Annotated in this window: 14 protein-coding genes and 1 pseudogene; 7 read left to right on the top strand and 8 right to left on the bottom strand. The window is 71.1% G+C overall.

The genetic code is table 11. The annotated features are described in order from the left end of the window. Nucleotide 1 precedes the first annotated feature (1 nt). From OG303_RS05490 to OG303_RS05475, 4 genes are all read right to left on the bottom strand, one after another. Complete coding sequence (locus OG303_RS05490) at nucleotides 2-2,224, bottom strand: NHLP family bacteriocin export ABC transporter peptidase/permease/ATPase subunit (RefSeq protein ID WP_405865296.1); 2,223 nt, start codon at nucleotides 2,222-2,224, stop codon at nucleotides 2-4. Further along, entirely contained in the window at nucleotides 2,221-3,027 is an 807-nt protein-coding gene (locus tag OG303_RS05485) for an HlyD family efflux transporter periplasmic adaptor subunit (RefSeq protein ID WP_405865294.1), read from the bottom strand. The genes OG303_RS05490 and OG303_RS05485 overlap by 4 nt, the downstream gene beginning before the upstream one ends. 120 nt (nucleotides 3,028-3,147) lie before the next feature. Continuing rightward, nucleotides 3,148-3,363, bottom strand: coding sequence for a type A2 lantipeptide (locus OG303_RS05480; RefSeq protein ID WP_405865292.1), 216 nt, complete (start codon nucleotides 3,361-3,363; stop codon nucleotides 3,148-3,150). Between the two features lie 451 nt (nucleotides 3,364-3,814). Beyond that, a complete protein-coding gene (locus tag OG303_RS05475; protein WP_405865290.1) occupies nucleotides 3,815-4,228 on the bottom strand; it encodes a PaaI family thioesterase in 414 nt (137 codons plus the stop codon). Between the two features lie 190 nt (nucleotides 4,229-4,418). On the opposite strand from OG303_RS05475, the gene OG303_RS05470 reads away from it, so the two are divergent. Continuing rightward, nucleotides 4,419-5,825 carry a S1 family peptidase gene (locus tag OG303_RS05470; RefSeq protein WP_405865288.1) on the top strand — a complete coding sequence of 469 codons (1,407 nt, stop codon included), beginning with the start codon at nucleotides 4,419-4,421 and terminating at the stop codon, nucleotides 5,823-5,825. A gap of 97 nt (nucleotides 5,826-5,922) precedes the next feature. Here OG303_RS05470 and OG303_RS05465 read toward each other — a convergent pair whose 3' ends face one another. Continuing rightward, complete coding sequence (locus tag OG303_RS05465; RefSeq protein ID WP_405865286.1) at nucleotides 5,923-8,076, bottom strand: SpoIIE family protein phosphatase; 2,154 nt, start codon at nucleotides 8,074-8,076, stop codon at nucleotides 5,923-5,925. Between the two features lie 136 nt (nucleotides 8,077-8,212). Beyond that, nucleotides 8,213-8,491, bottom strand: a pseudogene (locus tag OG303_RS05460) (lantipeptide synthetase); the annotation flags it as partial. A 195-nt stretch (nucleotides 8,492-8,686) separates the two neighbouring features. On the opposite strand from OG303_RS05460, the gene OG303_RS05455 reads away from it, so the two are divergent. After that, entirely contained in the window at nucleotides 8,687-11,137 is a 2,451-nt protein-coding gene (locus tag OG303_RS05455) for a SpoIIE family protein phosphatase (RefSeq protein WP_405865284.1), read from the top strand. Here OG303_RS05455 and OG303_RS05450 read toward each other — a convergent pair. Next, nucleotides 11,127-11,579 (bottom strand): MarR family winged helix-turn-helix transcriptional regulator, encoded by a 453-nt coding sequence (locus tag OG303_RS05450; RefSeq protein ID WP_405865282.1) that lies wholly within the window; start codon nucleotides 11,577-11,579, stop codon nucleotides 11,127-11,129. The genes OG303_RS05455 and OG303_RS05450 overlap by 11 nt on opposite strands. A 174-nt stretch (nucleotides 11,580-11,753) precedes the next feature. On the opposite strand from OG303_RS05450, the gene OG303_RS05445 reads away from it, so the two are divergent. The 5 genes from OG303_RS05445 to OG303_RS05425 all read left to right on the top strand — a co-directional run bounded on the left by OG303_RS05445 (nucleotide 11,754) and on the right by OG303_RS05425 (nucleotide 16,824). Then, nucleotides 11,754-12,722, top strand: a complete 969-nt coding sequence (locus OG303_RS05445) for an alpha/beta hydrolase (protein ID WP_405865280.1) — start codon at nucleotides 11,754-11,756, stop codon at nucleotides 12,720-12,722. Nucleotides 12,723-13,123: 401 nt separating this feature from the next. After that, nucleotides 13,124-14,191, top strand: a complete 1,068-nt coding sequence (locus OG303_RS05440; RefSeq protein WP_405865278.1) for a glucose-1-phosphate thymidylyltransferase — start codon at nucleotides 13,124-13,126, stop codon at nucleotides 14,189-14,191. Then, nucleotides 14,188-15,156: a dTDP-glucose 4,6-dehydratase gene (gene rfbB, locus OG303_RS05435; protein WP_405865276.1), complete on the top strand. Its 969-nt coding sequence runs from the start codon at nucleotides 14,188-14,190 to the stop codon at nucleotides 15,154-15,156. Before OG303_RS05440 ends, rfbB begins: the two co-directional genes overlap by 4 nt. Further along, nucleotides 15,153-16,034, top strand: coding sequence for a dTDP-4-dehydrorhamnose reductase (gene rfbD, locus OG303_RS05430; RefSeq protein WP_405865274.1), 882 nt, complete (start codon nucleotides 15,153-15,155; stop codon nucleotides 16,032-16,034). The genes rfbB and rfbD overlap by 4 nt, the downstream gene beginning before the upstream one ends. Then, nucleotides 16,021-16,824: a class I SAM-dependent methyltransferase gene (locus tag OG303_RS05425; protein ID WP_405865272.1), complete on the top strand. Its 804-nt coding sequence runs from the start codon at nucleotides 16,021-16,023 to the stop codon at nucleotides 16,822-16,824. The genes rfbD and OG303_RS05425 overlap by 14 nt, the downstream gene beginning before the upstream one ends. On the opposite strand, the gene rfbC is transcribed toward OG303_RS05425, so the two are convergent. Next, complete coding sequence (rfbC, locus tag OG303_RS05420; RefSeq protein ID WP_405865270.1) at nucleotides 16,814-17,416, bottom strand: dTDP-4-dehydrorhamnose 3,5-epimerase; 603 nt, start codon at nucleotides 17,414-17,416, stop codon at nucleotides 16,814-16,816. The genes OG303_RS05425 and rfbC overlap by 11 nt on opposite strands. Nucleotide 17,417 lies beyond the last annotated feature (1 nt).

Below are 17,417 nucleotides of genomic sequence, written 5' to 3'. Positions count from 1 at the left end.
CTCATCGCTCCCTGACCAGCGCCGCGTACGCGCCGCCGTGCGTCAGCAGGTCCTCGTGCCGCCCGCGTTCCACGATCGTGCCGTGCTGGAGCACGACGATCTCGTCGCTGTCGCGCACGGTGCTCAGCCGGTGCGCGATCACCACACAGGCGCAGCCACGCCTGCGCAGGTTGTCCATCACGACCTGCTCGGTCTCCGCGTCCAGCGCGCTCGTCACCTCGTCAAGGACCAGGATGCTGGGCCTGCGCACCAACGCCCGTGCGATCTCGAGCCGTTGGCGCTGCCCGCCGGAGAAGTTGCGGCCGTCCTGCTCGACCTTGCTGTGGATGCCGCCGGGACGGCGCATCACGACGTCGTAGAGCGCCGCGTCCCGCAGCGCGTCCACCACTGCATCGTCCGGGATCGACGGATCCCACAGCGCGACGTTGTCGCGGACCGAACCCTCGAAGAGGAAGACCTCCTGGTCCACGAAGGACACTGAGGCGGCGAGGGCGCCGCGCGGGATGTCGTCCAGGCGCTGGTCGTCGATGCGGATCACGCCCTCCCACGGCGTGTACAGGCCCGAGATCAGGCGGGAGACGGTGGACTTGCCGCTGCCGGAGCCGCCGACGAGGGCGACCTGCTGGCCGGGGCCCACGGTCAGGTCGAAACCGGTGAGCAGCGGCTTGTCGAGCGGGTTGTAGCCGAAGGTGATGTTCTGCAGCTCGACGTGACCCTGCAGGCGGCGCGTCGAGTCGCCTGCGCCGGGGCGGCCGTAGAGCGGGTCGGCCTGGAAGTTCTCGACGTCCTTGAGGCGGGCCACGTCGGCGGCGAAGTCCTGGATGCGGCCCGCGACGCCGTTGAGGCGGGTGATCGGCGCGGTGAAGCGGGTGACCAGGGCCTGGAAGGCGACCAGCAGACCGACCGAGATGCCGCCCTCGACCGCGCGCATGCCACCGATCCACAGGATCAGCGCGCTGTTCAGGGCGGCCAGCGTCGGCGCGACCACGCCCAGCCAGGCGCTCGGCACGCCGAGCCGCTGCTGCTCCTCCAGCGTGGTGGCGTGCTGTCCGGCCCACTTGCGGAAGTAGCCGTCCTCGCCGCCGGTCGCCTTCATCGTCTCGATCAACTGCAGGCCGGTGTAGGCGGTGTTGGTGAGCCGGGCGCTGTCGGCGCGCAGCTTCGCCGTCCGGGTGGCGCGCAGGCGGATGACGACGCGCATGGCGACGATGTTCAGCAGCGCGACGCCGATACCGAGGAACGTGAGCTGCGGGTCGTAGGTGTACAGCAGGATCGCGTAGAGCACGACCACCACCGCGTCCACGCCCGCCGCTGCGAGGTCGCGGGCCAGGGTCTCGGCCACGGCGTCGTTGGACTGCAGCCGTTGTACGAGGTCCGCCGGGCTGCGCTGGGAGAAGAAGGTGACCGGCAGCCGCAGCAGATGCCGCAGGAAACGGGCGCTGGAGAGGGTGGAGGAGATGATGCGGCCGCGCAGCAGGTTCGTCTGCTGGAGCCAGGTCAGCACGATCGTGAGCAGCACGGACGCGCCCATCGACGCGAACAGCACGCCGAGCAGTGAGGTCTGCCCGCCGATCAGGAACTCGTCGATGTAGGTGCGGCTGAGCGCGGGCACCGCCGCACCGACCAGCACCAGCAGCAGGCTCGCCAGCATCGCGGCGGGCATCGTGCCCGCGGTGCCGCGCAGCCTGGCCGGCATCGCGCCGAGCACACCGGGCCTGCGGCCGCCCTTGGTGAAGTCCTCACCGGGCTCCATGACCAGGACGACACCGGTGAAGCTGCCGTCGAAGTCCTCCATCGGCACGAAACGGCGGCCCTTGCCGGGGTCGTTGATGTACACCCCGCGGCGGCCGAAGCGGCGCCCCATGCCGTCGTAGACGACGTAGTGGTTGAACTCCCAGAACAGCACGGCCGGCGTCTTCACCTCGGCGAGGGCGGCCGTGTCCATCTGCATGCCCTTGGCCGTGAGGCCGTAACTGCGCGCCGCCTTCAGCAGGTTGCTCGCGCGCGAGCCGTCGCGGGAGACGCCGCAGGCGATGCGCAGCTCCTCGAGCGGGACGTGCTTGCCGTAGTGGCCGAGCACCATCGCCAGGGAGGCGGCGCCGCACTCCACGGCCTCCATCTGGAGGACGGTCGGTGTGCGGACCGTCTTCGCCCTGCCCTTGGGGACGGGGCGCTTGGGCGGCGCGGCGCGGCGTCTGCCGCGGGTGTCCTGTGCGGTGCTCACGGCAGCAGCCAATCGACGGGACGCTGGTCGGCCAGCCGGATCGAGCCCGAGGCGATCGTCATGGAGGTGAGGCCGAAGGGCGGACCGTCCTTGGACGACCACTTGTAACCGCTCTTCGTGGCGGACGACTTGTCAAGCTTGACCAGTACGGCCACGGGGCGGCCCTTCTTGGTGAACTGCTCGCCCAGCTGGCTGTCCCCGAGGAACGCGGAGATCTGCTGGGCCGACTGCGCGGAGCGGTCCACCGACTTCACATGTCCGCGCAGGACGCCGTACGTCTGGGTGGGCACCGAGGAGACGGTCAGGTCCACGGCGGCGTTCTCGGGGATGGCGGCCGCGTTCTCGGCGGGGACGTACACCGTGGCGTACAGCGGATCGTCGGCCTTGGCGACCTTCTCCACGGCGGCGACGTTCGCGCCGGTCTGGATGATCTGGCCGATCGTGGCGGCGAGCCCGGTGATCCGGCCCGCGGCGACCGTGCGGACGACGGAGTCGCCCTGGGCCGTACGGACCTTGAGAACGGGGGAGTTGGCCGGCAGCCGCTCGCCCTGCTTCGCCACGACGGCGGTGACCTGGCCCGCGACCGGGCTCTGCAGGATGTAACTGCCCTCGCCGTGCGTGAGGATGGCGGGCGCGGAGACCGTGGAGGTCACCGAACCGGTCACCGCCCACACCGAGGCGGCCGCCATCGCGACCACCGTCACGGACAGGACGAGCCAGCCCTGCGGACGGGCGAACCGCACCGGAAGGTCGAGCTCCTCCGGCGACTGGAGCTTGGCGAGGGCCTGTTGGCGGAACTGCACGGAACTTCCCTCACCTGAAAACGAGAGATGACCGGCTCGCACGAGCCGGCTGGTTTACGACAACCGAAGGCCCCGGAGCCGCGATACGGCTCCGGGACTCGACGATCACAAAAGGTGCGATCAGAGACCGGCAACCAGGCCCGTGACCGGGGCGGTGTTCAGGCCCGAGACACCCTCGACGGTGCCGACAACCGTGTCGACGGTGGAGGAAACCGGGGCGACGCTGTCCAGCGTGCCGGTCAGGGTGCTGACGGCGTTCAGGGAAAGGCCGCCGGAGACGTTGTCGAGCTCGGCGTCGGAGATCTCGACGGTCTGAACCTGGGGGGTGGAGTTCATGATGGAACTTCCCTTCCTAATGGGTAACTCATAAGGGGGAGCGGCCCCCTCTGGGGACAGATGACGGCCGCGACCGCAGGCGCCCGGCACCCGTTGCCAGGAACCGTGCCGGCCCTGCGGTGCGATGGATCAAAGCACGCTGCGGGTGCGCGGCTCCAATCAACCAACCGCCTCACCAGGCAACTTGAGCCCCTGCGGTACCGATCCGTGCAGGAGTGCGCACGGCTCGATGGCGAGTTCTTCACATGCGGCTCCACATCGGTTCGTCCGAGGCCTTGCCGCCACGGCGACGAATCCGACACTCCCGTCCCAATGGCGTGGCGGAGGCCGTCGGCGTGTGCAGATCCCCCGCCGACGGTGACTTGGTTGGGTATTGGATGTGCAGATTCGCTGAAGCCGTGATTCGGATCCGTGTTCTGAACGGACCGTTGCCGATCGACTGCGGACGGTGTCAGCCCAGAAGCGCGTAGACCGTGCTCGCACGCGCCGCGAGTGAACCCGACATCGCGTCGGTCATCGTGACGTCCGCGAACGCCATGCGGCGGCCCAGCTTGGTGAGCACCGCTTCGATCAGGACATCAGAACCGGTCACTGCGCGCTGGAACGACGTGGACTGCTGGACCGTCGTCATGGGTCCGTATGCCCCGCGCGCACTCGACACCGCGATCACGGTGGCCGTGTCGGCGGCGGCCATCAGGGCCTGCCCCGACAGCCCGCCGCCCTCCCGCGACAGCCGGTCCGACCAGGGCAGACGCAGCGTCGCCCGGTCGTCGCCCAACTCCTCGACCGTCAGGCCCAGCTCGAGGACCCAAGGGGCGAAGTTGGCGGAGAGGATCTTGTCGGCTTCGGCGGTGGTCATCGTCATATGGGCGATTGTTCCCCGGGCCGGCGCGTCAGACGCGGGTCATGGCCGATTCGGCATTCAGCAAAGGGAGTTGGCAAACGGGTTTGAACGCCCCGTGCGGCCCGTGCGTACCAACAGCCATCCAGGCGCCCCGAACAGAACCGCTGCCGAACGGCGGCACAGACTCCGGTCCCCCAGGAGGTCGAGAAGTTTGAGTCACAAGCGAATTCCGAAGCGCAAGGCCGCGATCGCGGCAGGCAGCGTCGCGGCGCTCGGCGCAGCTGCAATCCTGCTGCCGAACGCCAACGCGTCGCAGGACGGATCGTCGACCGACGCCGCCCCCAAGACCCTGAAGGCGTCCGACGCCTCGGATCTCGCCTCGCAGCTCCAGGATCTGCTCGGTCAGGCCTTCGCCGGTTCGTACTACGACTCCGGCAGCCAGCAGTTGGTCGTCAACGTCATATCCGGCGACAACAACAAGGTGATCGTCGAGGCGAAGAAGGCGGGTGCGAAGGTCCGCGAGGTCGACAACAGCCTCGCCGCGCTGACGGCCGGGGCGCAGACCCTGAAGGCCAAGGCGACCATCCCGGGCACCGCGTGGGCGGTCGACCCGAAGACCAACAAGCTCGCCGTCACCGCCGACAGCACGGTCACCGGCGCCAACTGGGACAGACTGACGTCGACGGTCAAGAGCCTCGGCACGAACATGGCCACGGTGAAGAAGTCCTCCGGCACCTTCAAGACGCTCGTGTCGGGCGGCGACGCCATCTTCGCCCAGGCGGAGGGCGGCACCGTCCGCTGTTCCCTCGGCTTCAACGTCACGGCCAGCGACGGCAGTCCGGCCTTCCTGACCGCCGGTCACTGCGGTGTCGCCGCCAAGCAGTGGTCCGACTCCGAGACCGGGCAGCCCATCGCCACCGTCGACCAGGCGACCTTCCCCGGCGACGGCGACTTCTCGCTGGTGAAGTACGACGACCCGGCCACCCAGGCGGCGAGCGAGGTCAACACCGGCGAGGGACAGGCCGTCCAGATCACCCAGGCCGCGGACGCCACCGTCGGCGAGCAGGTGTTCCGGATGGGCAGCACCACCGGCCTGCACGACGGCACGGTCACCGGTCTCGACGCCACGGTCAACTTCCAGAGCGAGACCGACCCCAACGGCGTCGACACGGTCACCGGTCTCATCCAGACCGACGTCTGCGCCGAGGCCGGCGACAGCGGTGGCTCCCTGTTCACGCAGGACGGCGGCGCGGTCGGCCTGACCTCCGGCGGCAGCGGCGACTGCACCAGCGGCGGCGAGACCTTCTTCCAGCCGGTCACCGCTGCTCTCCAGGCCACGGGCGCGACCCTCGGTGACGGCGGCGCGGGCGCGGGTGACCAGGCCGGCACAGCCGACCCGTCCGCGACGGCGAGCGACCCGGCGGCCGGCGGCGACGCGGTCGGCGGCGACGACCAGGCCGGCACCGCGGACCCGTCCGCGACGGCGAGCGACGCTGCCGGTGACCAGTCCGGTGCCGTCGGCGACCAGTCCGGGACCGGTGCGGACGACCAGTCCGGCGCCGGCGCGGCCGACCAGAGCGGGGCCGGTGCGGACGACGGTTCGTCCCAGACCCACTGATCGACCCGACCAGCGGTTCAGGTCGACGGTGGACGGTCCGGCCCTCCGGCGGGGGGGCCGGACCGCGTCGTTCCCACAGGGAGTCCGTACCCGCCGCTCAGCCGGCTTCTCGGGCCCTGAGCAGCAACAACGCCACGTCGTCGAGCCGTTCCCGCCCGGCGGTGCCGTGTTCTACGAGGTGGTCGGCGAGTTCGTCCAGGGGCAGCTCCCCGGCTTCGGCGAGCCGCTTGCCGAGGCTCGCCAGCGCGTCCTCGATGTCGACGCCCGGGGACTCGATCAACCCGTCGGTGTAGAGGGCGAGGACGGAGCCGGGCGCGAGGTCGACCTCGGTCGTCGGATAGACCGCCGAGCCGTCGATGCCGAGCAGCGGGCCACCGGCCAGGTCGAGCACCCGTACCCGCCCGTCGGGGCGTCGCAGCAGCGGCGGCGGATGCCCCGCCCGGGCCATCACGGCCCGCCCACGCGCCGGATCGAGCCGTAGGTACAGGCAGCTGGCGAACAGGTCGGCGCCAAGGTCGATCAGCAGCCGGTTGGTGCTGCCCATGACCTCCGCGGGGGTCTGACCGACCGTCGTGTAGGCGCGGACGGCGGTGCGGATCTGTCCCATCAGCCCGGCCGCCGTCACGTTGTGGCCCTGCACGTCCCCGATCACCGCCGCGGCCACGCCCTGCGTCGGCACCAGGTCGTAGAAGTCGCCGCCGATGTCCATGCCCTGGGTGGCGGGCAGATAGCGGGCGGCCGCGTCGATGCCGGGCAGCGTCGGCAGCGAGTGCGGCAGCAGGGCCGCCTGCAGGCCGTGCGCCAGCCGGTGCTTGGCGTCGTAGAGCAGGGCCCGCTCCAGGGCCTGTGCGATCAGGCCGCCCAGGCTCATCAGCACCGCCCGCTCGTCCGCCGGGAACTGGTGCGGTTCGGCGTAGGCGAGGACACACGTGCCGACCGGGCGTCCCGAGGCGATCAACGGCAGATAGGCCCAGGCGGCGAAGCCGTCGGGGGTGGCGTGCCGCGACGGATACAGCCACTCCAACTGCTCCTGGGAGTCGAAGAACGCCGGTTGCCCGGTGTTCAGGGCGTGCGTGCCCGGCGTCGGCTCCGCCAGCGGCAGCCCGTCGAACCGCTCCACGATGTGCGCGTCCGGATACCCGCGGTGCCCCAGCACATGCAGCCGCCCCGCCCGCGTACCGAGGACGACCAGCGCCTGGCTGCCCACGGCCGGGGCGATCTCGTCCGCGACCAGCTGCACCACGTCCTGCACCCCCACCGCCTCGGTGAGCGCGCCGGCAAGCGTCAGTACCTGCGAGATGGTGACCAGGCGGGAGGGGGTGTCACCGGGCTGCGGTCCGGCCCGGTTCATCTCCGCCACTGCCCGCGCCCGGGTGACCCGGACGCTCAGCCCGGTCGTACTGGGATACATCCGGAACGACAGCCAGTCGCCGGGCGGGCGCAGCGCCACGAACGAGGTGGTGTGCTGGCTCATCAGCGCCGCCCGGTAGCGGTCCTCGTACACGGGGTCGTTGAGCCAGGGCACCGACGCCCACAGCTGGGTGCCCAGCAGTCTGCTGACCGGGACCCCGATCAGCTCGGCCGCCGCCGCGTTGGCGAAGCTGATCCGGCCGTGCAGATCGAGCGAGCACAGCCCGTACGGCAGCCGCGCCACCATCCGCGCCGCCTCCACGCTGCCGAGCGTGCCGGCCGCCCCGCCCACCGGCGGCACACCGAGCAGATCGGGCTCGGGCAGCAGCGGGCGGCTCTCCTCGAGGGCACGCTCCAGCCGCATGGCGAGCCGGTCGCAGGCCGCGGTCAGATTCTCCCGCTCCCGGTCGGACAGCTCGGGCGGATGGGAGCCCGGCCAGGTCACGAACACCGCGCCGAACGCCGTCGACGCCGTGGCCACCGGCAGCGCGGCCAGCGCGAAGGGATACGGCAGCACGACGGCGATACGCGGATAGCGGCGCGCCATCTCCTCCTCGCCGCCCACCCACACCAACCGCCGCTCACGCACCGCCTCGGCGACCGGGACCGGCGCGCTCAGCCCCACCCGCTCCCAGGGCGCGGCGAAGGCCCGCGGCAGCCCCGCCATCACGGCCATCTCCAGTACGGGTTCGCCGGGCGCCACGAGATACACCGCGCCGGAGTGCGCGTGGACGTCGTCCATCATCGACGCCAGCGCCAAAGACAGCAGCGGTCGGCCCACCCGCGTCCTCGCGGCCGCCGGCGCCTGAGCGGACGTCTGCCCGTCGGACACGCCGACCACCTCCTCGCACGGCCGGGCGACGGGTCCCAGTCATCAAATCTGCCCCTTGACGGCCGGTCGCGCACGGCGAGCGATGCCAGGACGCCGCCGCCCGGCCCGCGCGCGGCCGCCCCTCCTTCAGGACGACCCGGCGCCCGTTGCGCAGGTGCAGCAGGTGCGGGCCCGGCACGAACCTGAACGGGATCCGGGGCGGCACGCGGTAGTCCCACACGATCGCCGCGATCCGTTCCGCGTTCGCCCGGGTCGCCGAGGCGTGGATCTTCCACCGCTTCGCCGGGCCCGGCAGCGGGCCCCCGTCCGCGCCGAGCGGCGTCAGAGTCAGCCAGTCCCCGATCCGCGCCGTCGCCCAGCCCTCGGGCACCTCGCGGCGAGCGGTCTTGAACACCGGCGCGTACGCCTCGTACCGCTTGTCCATGCGCCCCCTCCGTGGCCCGGCACCGACACTTCCAGCCGGTCGGCGGCCCCCGACAGTCACGCCTGTCACGAGATCACCGTGCGATACGCACGCGTAAAGACATGTTCGGCGCGTTTCGAGTGCGCGCCGCAGACGGCGTCCACGGAATGCTCACAGGGGCTGCGCAGGCGTCTCATACGCGCTGTAATTGCGGACGTGGTCAGTCAGGGTGCGGAGGGACGCAGAACGAGAACTCTGCGCGCCGAAGGTGCCCTGAAAGCGCTCATGTCCGGTCCGGCCTCGCCCGACCGGGTGCGTCGCGTCCTGGAACAGGCGCTCGTCTTCGCCGGAGCGGCGTTCGTCGCCGTGTACACGCCGGGGGAGGACGGCGAGCTGCTGTGCCTGGTCGAGTCGGCGGGCGTGCCGAGGACGCTGTTCGGCGTGCGCGACACCTATCCGCGCTCCGGCGGCTCCCCGGTCGCCGACGGCCACCGCTCCGGGAGCCCGGTGTGGCTCGGGCCCAAGGAACTGGCCGAGGGAGCCCAGTCGCGGCGGACGCCGGCGGGGGACTTCTCCCTGGCGGTGCTGCCCACGCGCGGGGACGACGACGGCGGCGGTTGTCTGCTGGCCGTCAGCGAGCGGCCCGACGGCTTCGACACCGAGGACCGCAAGTGCCTGGAGCTGATCGCCGACGCCGTCGGCTGCCCCGCCCCCGCCCGGGCCGCGGAGGGCGGCGAACTGCCGGCGAACGCGTTCGGCCTCGCCATGGACACGGGCCGCGTCGAGATCGGCGACGACATCCTGGAACTGTTCTCGCTCACCCGTGAGGAGTTCGACGGCAAGGTCGAGACCCTGCTGGGCCTGACCGTGCCGGAGGACCTGCCCTCGCTGATGTCCGTGGTCGAGGCCGACCACATGTCCATCGGCGACCGGGAGTTGGAGTTCCGGGTCCTGCAGCCCTCCGGCCCGCCGAAGTGGCTCAGGCTGCGCGGGCGCCTTCTGCCCGGCGGCGAGGGCCGGCCCGCCAGGCTCGAGGGCACGGTCGCCGACGCCTCCAAACTGCGCTCCGACGTCACCGACGTGGCCCGCGTCCAGCGCCTCGCGGCCACGCTCGCCACCGCCGGCACCGTCCGCGACGTCAGCCAGGCCGTGGTCTCCGCTCTGCGCAAGCCGCTGCAGGCCGACCGGATCGCGCTCGCCGAGCTGGAGGGCGACCGGCTCGTGGTCACGGTCCTCGACCCGCCCGAACCGGAGTCCTGGCCCGAGCTGTGGCGCCTGGAGTGGCGCAGCGAGTGGCCCGACGCACCTGTGCGCGCCATGCCCACCCTCGCCGCCGCCCTGCGCGAGGGCCGCACCCACATCTGGCCCGCCGGCACCCCTCTGGAACCGGCCCTCGCCGAGGTCGGCCCCGGCGGACTCGCCGTCCTGCCGCTGCCCGCCGGCAACCGCATGGCGGGCGCCTGCCTGATCGGCTGGGACACCCCTCACGACTTCGGCCCCGATGAACGCGCCCTGCTCACCGCCTCCGCCGGCCTCGCGGGCCAGGCCCTGATGCGGGCCCACGCCTTCGACGCCGAACACGAACTCGTCGGCATGCTCCAGCGCCAGCTGCTGCCGCGCCGCCTGCCCAAGCTGCCCGGCGCGGTCGCCGTCGCCCGCTATCTGCCCACCACGGCAGGCCTGGAGGTCGGCGGCGACTGGTACGACGTGATCCCGCTGCCCGACAACCACGTCGCCCTCGTCATCGGCGACGTCCAGGGCCACAACGCGAGCGCCGCCACCCTCATGGGGCAGATGCGCACCGCCCTGCGCGCCTACGCCGTGGAGGGACACCCGCCGGACGTGGTCGTCTCCCACGCCAACCGGCTCCTCATGGACCTGGAGACCGATCTCTTCGCCACCTGCTGCTACGTCGACGTCGACATGGAGGAGGGCTCCGCCTGGTACGTCCGTGCCGGACATCTGCCGCCGGTGCTGCGCCACCCGGACGGCAGTACGGAGGTGCCGGACACGGAGGGGGGACCGCCGCTCGGCGTGGTCGCGCAGGCCGACTTCCCGATGAGCGTGCTGAGGCTGCAGCCAGGCACGGTGGTCGCGCTGACCACGGACGGCCTCGTCGAGTCCCACGAGGCCGACATCGACGTGGGCCTCGACCGCCTCGCGCGCGAACTGGCCGCCTCCGACCCCGCGCACCTCGGCCTGGTTGCCGACGCCCTGCTCGGCAACGCCCAGCGCAGCGACGACGTCGCCCTGCTCCTGCTGCGCTACGACGGCATGACGCTGCGCCCGCTGCGCGAGAGCTGGACGGTGTGGCGCGTCCCCGAGGCCGTGGGACACACCCGCCGCTTCACCCGGCGCACCCTGCGCGCCTGGGGTGTGCCCCGGGACGACATGGACGCCGTACTCCTCATCGTCTCCGAGCTCGTCACCAACGCCCTCGTGCACACCGACGGTCAGGTCCGGCTCGACCTCACGTTGCTCGACAACCGGCTGCGCGTCTCGGTCGCCGACTCCTCGGCCCGCACCCCCGTCAAACCGACCAGCATCGGCTGGGAGGCCACCGGCGGCCGCGGCATCCTCCTCGTCGAGGCCATGTCGGAGACGTGGGGGACCGTGCCGGTCAGCGGCGGCAAACAGGTGTGGGCCGAGCTCGCGCTCAGTCCGTGACGTTGGCCGTGATCAGACGGAGGAGCTGTTTGGCCACAGCGTCCTGTTCGGGAGTCAGGCCCATCGCGTCGCCGATGGCCACGGGGACCTCGCCCGCCCGCTCACGGAGCCGGGCCCCGGCCTCGGTGAGGCGGAGGGCGACGGACCGCTCGTCCTCCGCACGGCGTTCCCGGCGCAGCAGCCCGTTCGCCTCCAGCCGCTTCAGCAGCGGAGACAGCGTGCTGGACTCCAGCTGGAGCGAGGTCCCCAGGTCGCGTACGGAGATCGAGTCCTGCTCCCAGAGCACGAGCATGACCAGGTACTGCGGATAGGTCAGGCCGAGGGCGTCCAGCAGCGGGCGGTAGCGCGCGGTGACGGCGCGGGAGGCGGCGTACAGGGCGAAGCAGAGCTGGTCGTCGAGGAGCAGCGATCCCTCGCTCGGCTCCGCTGCGGCTGGGCTCACGGCATGGCTCCCGGTTCCTGTCCTGTTCACGACGATCACCACTCTATCGTTCGGGTCCGTTCGATTCTATCGAGCCCAAATTAATACAGCCCTAATAAGTAGCGCACGACTTAATCGTGTACTACTGTTTGTTGTGTGCCGCAGCTGCGGCACCCCCGATCCGAGGAGGCCGCCATGACCGGCACCACCGCACCCCGCCCCGTCCTCGAACCCGCCGCCCAGGCCTTCGCCGAGGCCACCGCCAACCCGCCGTACCTCTTCGACCTCGGCCCGGCCGAAGGCCGTAAGACCGTCGACGAGGTGCAGTCCGGCGACATCGCCAAGCCCGCCGTCGACGAGGAGTGGATCACCGTCCCCGGCGGCCCGACGGGCAGTGTCCGGGCGCGCGTCGTCAGGCCGGCCGGCGCCAGCGGCACCCTCCCGGTGATCGTCTACATCCACGGCGCCGGCTGGGTCTTCGGCAACGCCCACACCCACGACCGCCTGGTGCGCGAACTCGCTGTCGGCACCGGCGCCGCGGTCGTCTTCCCCGAGTACGACCTCTCGCCCGAGGCCCGCTACCCGGTCGCCATCGAGCAGAACTACGCCGTCGCGAAGTGGGTCGTCGAACACGGCGCCTCCAAGGACCTGGATGGCTCCCGCATCGCCGCGGCCGGCGACTCCGTCGGGGGCAACATGACGGCCGCCCTGACCCTGATGGCCAAGCAGCGCGGCGACGTCCCGCTCGTGGCGCAGGTGCTCTTCTATCCGGTCACCGACGCCGCCTTCGATACCGGCTCGTACCACCAGTTCGCCGAGGGCTACTTCCTGCGCCGGGACGCCATGCAGTGGTTCTGGGACCAGTACACGACCGACGAGGCGGAGCGCGCCCAGATCACGGCCTCCCCGCTGCGCGCCACCACCGAGCAGCTCACCGGCCTGCCGCCGGCGCTCGTCGTCACCGGCGAGGCCGACGTGCTGCGCGACGAGGGCGAGGCGTACGCCAACAAGCTGCGCGAGGCCGGCGTCCCGGTCACCGCGGTCCGCTACCAGGGCATCATCCACGACTTCGTGATGCTCGACGCCCTGCGCGGGACCCACGCCGCCGAGGCCGCCATCAGCCAGGCGATCGCCACCCTGCGCGCAGCGCTGGGCACCGCCTGACCACCGCTGCCGGGGACGCGGCGTTTGGCCGTACTGCCGCCGGGGACTCGACCCGCGGGCATTGCAGAAGGCGGGCATCGAGGCGGAAGGAAGATGAGTCGCCGTGACGTCGCACACCAGTGAGAAGCTCGTGATCCGTAGACCGGAGACCGGCTGGTCGAAGGCTCGGCGCCGGCGCGGCAAAGGCGTCGTGCGCACCTGCGTTCCAGCCGTTCTCGACCAGGGCGCCACCCGGACGGACCAACCCGCCCCGGAGGGAAACATCGTGCGGGGCGACGACTGACCAGCCCCGTGACGACAGGCATGTGCTGCGCCGCCGGACCGGTGGCGCAGCCTCGTCGTAACGAACAAGCCACATGAGCCGCGACCCGCTGTCAGGGTTCGCGACTAAGGTGAAGCAGATGAAGGCTCTCGTGCTGTCCGGTGGCGCCGGTACACGACTGAGGCCGATCACGCACACATCGGCCAAGCAGCTCGTGCCAGTAGCCAACAAGGCCGTGCTCTTCTACGGGCTGGAATCCATCGCCGAAGCCGGCATCACCGAGGTCGGTGTCATTGTCGGAGACACCGCGGAAGAGATCCAGGAAGCGGTCGGCGACGGATCCAAGTTCGGTCTGGAGATCACCTACATTCCCCAGGAGAAGCCCCTCGGGCTGGCCCACGCAGTACTGATCGCGCGGGACTGGCTCGGCGACGACGACTTCGTGATGTACCTGGGCGACAACTTCATCGTCGGCGGCATAAGCCCCCTCGTCGAGGAATTCCGCAGGAACCGCCCCGACGCCCAGATCCTGCTCACCGAAGTGGCGGACCCCCGCTCCTTCGGCGTCGCAGAACTCGACGCCTCCGGCCAGGTCATCGGCCTGGAGGAGAAACCGGAACACCCCAAGAGCGACTTCGCCCTGGTGGGCGTCTATCTGTTCACGCCCGTCATCCACGAGGCGGTGCGTGCCATCCGGCCTTCCTGGCGTGGCGAGTTGGAGATCACCCACGCCATCCAGCACCTGATCGACAGCCGCGCCGACGTGCGCTGCACCGTCATCAAGGGCTACTGGAAGGACACCGGGAACGTCGTCGACATGCTGGAGGTCAACCGGACGGTCCTGGAAATCCTCGACCGCCGCATCGACGGCGAGGTGGACGAGGGCTCCGAGACGATCGGGCGGGTGGTCGTGGAGGAGGGCGCGCGGATCGTGAACTCGCGCATCGTCGGCCCCGTCGTGATCGGCGCCGGCACCGTCGTCGAGGACTCCTACGTCGGCCCCTTCACCTCCGTCGCGGAGAACTGCCGGATCACCGACAGCGAGGTGGAGTTCTCCATCGTGCTGCGCGACTCCTCGATCCTCGGGGTCGGCCGGATCGAGAACTCCCTGATCGGCCGGCACGTCGAGGTGACGCCGGCCCCGAGTGTCCCCAGCGCCCACCGCCTAGTCCTCGGAGACCACAGCAAGGTGCAGATCCATACATGAACCTTCTCGTCACCGGCGCCGCCGGATTCATCGGCTCCTGTCACGTCCGCACCCTGCTGGCCTCCGAGGCGTCCGGCGCGCTCCGGGTCACCGTGCTGGACAAGCTCACCTACGCCGGCAATCTGGACAACCTCGATCTCGACCATCCCCGGCTGGAGTTCGTCCAGGGCGACATCCGTGACGCCGAGCTGGTGGACAAGCTGATGGCGGAGGCGGACCAGGTGGTGCACTTCGCCGCCGAGTCCCACGTGGACCGCTCGATCGCCGGCGCGACCGACTTCGTCCTGACCAACGTCGTGGGCACCCAGACCCTGCTGGACGCGGCCCTGCGCTACGGCGTCGGACCCTTCGTACACGTCTCCACCGACGAGGTCTACGGCTCCATCGAGTCCGGCTCGTGGCCCGAGGACCACCCGCTGCGGCCCAACTCCCCCTACTCCGCCTCCAAGGCCTCCTCCGACCTCCTCGCTCTCGCCTACCACCGCACCCACGGCCTGGACGTCCGCGTCACCCGCTGCTCCAACAACTACGGCCCGCACCAGTACCCCGAGAAGGTCGTCCCGTTCTTCGTCACCAACCTCCTCGACGGCAAGAAGGTCCCGCTCTACGGCGAGGGCCTCAACGTCCGCGACTGGCTGCACGTCGAGGACCACTGCCAGGGCATCGAACTCGTGCGTGCCCAGGGGCGGCCGGGGGAGGTCTACAACATCGGCGGCGGAACGGAGTTGAGCAACAAGGAGCTCACCGGCCTGCTGCTGGACGCCTGCGGCGCGGGCTGGGACCGCGTCGAGTACGTCGAGGACCGCAAGGGCCACGACCTGCGCTACTCCGTCGACTGGAGCAAGGTCCGCGACGAGCTCGGCTACCGCCCGCGCCACGACTTCACCGCCGGCCTCGCCGACACCGTCGCCTGGTACCGGGACAACCGGGCCTGGTGGGAACCCCTGAAGCGGCGGACGCCATGAGGTGGCTGGTCACCGGCTCCGGCGGAATGCTCGGCCGCGACACCGTCGACGAACTCGCCAGGCGAGGCGAGGACGTGCTGGGCCTGGATCACCGGGCCCTGGACATCACCCAACCCGAGGCGATCGGGGCGGTGCTCGCCGAGCACCGCCCCGACCTGGTCGTCAACTGCGCCGCGTACACGGCCGTCGACGACGCCGAGACCGACGAGGAGCGGGCCCTGCGGATCAACGGCGACGGGCCCCGGCTCCTCGCCCGCGCCTGCGCGAAGAGCGGCGCACGCCTGGTCCACGTCTCCACCGACTACGTCTTCCCCGGCGACGCCCGCACCCCGTACCCGGAAGACCATCCTCCCGCCCCGCGCACCGCCTACGGCCGCACCAAACTCGCGGGCGAACGCGCCGTGCTCGAAGAACTCCCCGCGGCGAGCGCGATCGTGCGAACCGCTTGGCTCTACGGCGTCCACGGGCGTAGTTTCGTCCGCACGATGATCGACCTGGAGTCCCGCCGAGACACCCTCGACGTGGTCGACGACCAGCGCGGACAGCCGACCTGGAGCGCCGACGTGGCCGCGCGCGTCGCCGACCTCGGCCCGCACCTCGGCCGCGGTGCGCACGGCGTCTTCCACGCCACCAGCTCGGGCGAGGCCACCTGGTACGAGCTGGCCCGCGCGGTCTTCCACGACCTCGGCGCCGATCCGGACCGGGTGCGCCCCGTAGGCAGCGAGGCCTTTCCCCGGCCCGCGCCCCGCCCTGCGTACAGCGCTCTCGCCCACGGCCGCTGGCAGGAGGTCGGCCTGTCGCCGCCGCGCGACTGGCGCGCCGTCCTGCACGAAGCACTTCCCCTGATCCGCAAGGAGTCCCTTCGTGAAACGCCATGAGTTCCTGCGGGGCCTGCACCAGGCCACCGCCAACCGCAACTACCTGGAGATCGGGGTCAACGACGGCCGCAGCCTCAAGCTGTCGCGCGTCCCCAGCATCGCGGTCGACCCCGCGTTCAAGGTGGTCACGGAGATCCGGTGCGACGTCCACCTGGTGAAGGCCACCAGCGACGACTTCTTCGCCCGCGACAACCCCCTCGCCCACCTCAAGGGCGGCCGCCACCCCGTGCGCAACCTGCGCCGGGGCCGCAAGCCGTTCGGCTACTGGCGGCGCACCACCCTCGACCTGGCGTTCATCGATGGCATGCACCTCTTCGAGTACGCGCTGCGGGACTTCATCAACATCGAGAAGCACTCCGACTGGGCCAGCGTGATCGTCTTCGACGACATGCTGCCGCGCAGCATCGACGAGGCGGCCCGCGACCGGCACACCACCGCCTGGACCGGTGACGTCTACAAGGTCATCGAGATCCTCAACCGCTACCGCCCGGACCTCGTGACGGTCCTCGTCGACACCCAGCCCACCGGGCAGCTGGTCGTCTTCGGCGCCGACCACACCAACACGGTGCTCAAGGACAAGTACGACGAGATCATCGCTGAGTTCGAGGTGCCCGACCCGCAGAAGGTGCCCGAGGCGGTCCTGGAGCGGGTGAAGGCGGTCAAGCCGGAGACCCTGCTGGAAGCCGACTTCTGGCGCCCGCTGGTCCGCGCCCGCAACCGCGGCAACAAGCGCACCCGCGGCTTGGAGGCGCTGCGTTCGGCCCTGGAGCCGATGGCCGTCAGTCGCTGACGGCGCGCAGCTTCTCGTAGTACGCGGTGCAGGCCTCGTACGACGGCAGCAGCCCCGTCCGCTGTGCCTCGGCCAGCGACGGGGCCTGCGCGTCCTTCGGCGACAGCAGCGGGCGGATGCCCTCGGGCCAGGTGATCCCCAGGTCGGGGTCGAGGGCGTGCACGCAGTGCTCTCGCTCCGGCGCGTAGCCCTCCGACGCGAGGTACACCACGGTGGCGTCGTCGGTGAGCGCCATGAAGGCGTGCCCGAGCCCCTCCGCGATGAACAGGGCGTGCCGGCTGTCGTCGTCGAGGCGCACCGCCTCCCACTGCGCGAAGGTGGGCGAGCCCACGCGCAGGTCGACCACCACGTCGAGGATCGCGCCGCGCACGCAGGTGACGTACTTGGCCTGCCCGGGCGGCACGTCGGCGAAGTGGACCCCGCGCAGGACGCCCCACCGGGAGACCGAGCAGTTGGCCTGCGCGAGGGACAGGTCGTAGCCCGTGGCCTCGCGGAACTCCTCGCCGCGGTACCACTCGTGGAAGCTGCCCCGCTCGTCGGGGAAGACCTTCGGTTCCAGCGCCCACGCGCCCGTCATGCCCAGTGATCGCACG

Origin of the sequence: Streptomyces sp. NBC_00005, assembly GCF_045160215.1 — a bacterium.
Lineage (GTDB): Bacteria > Actinomycetota > Actinomycetes > Streptomycetales > Streptomycetaceae > Streptomyces.
The sequence above is the reverse complement of the archived record's forward strand: the minus strand, read 5'-3'. Positions and strand labels throughout refer to the sequence as shown.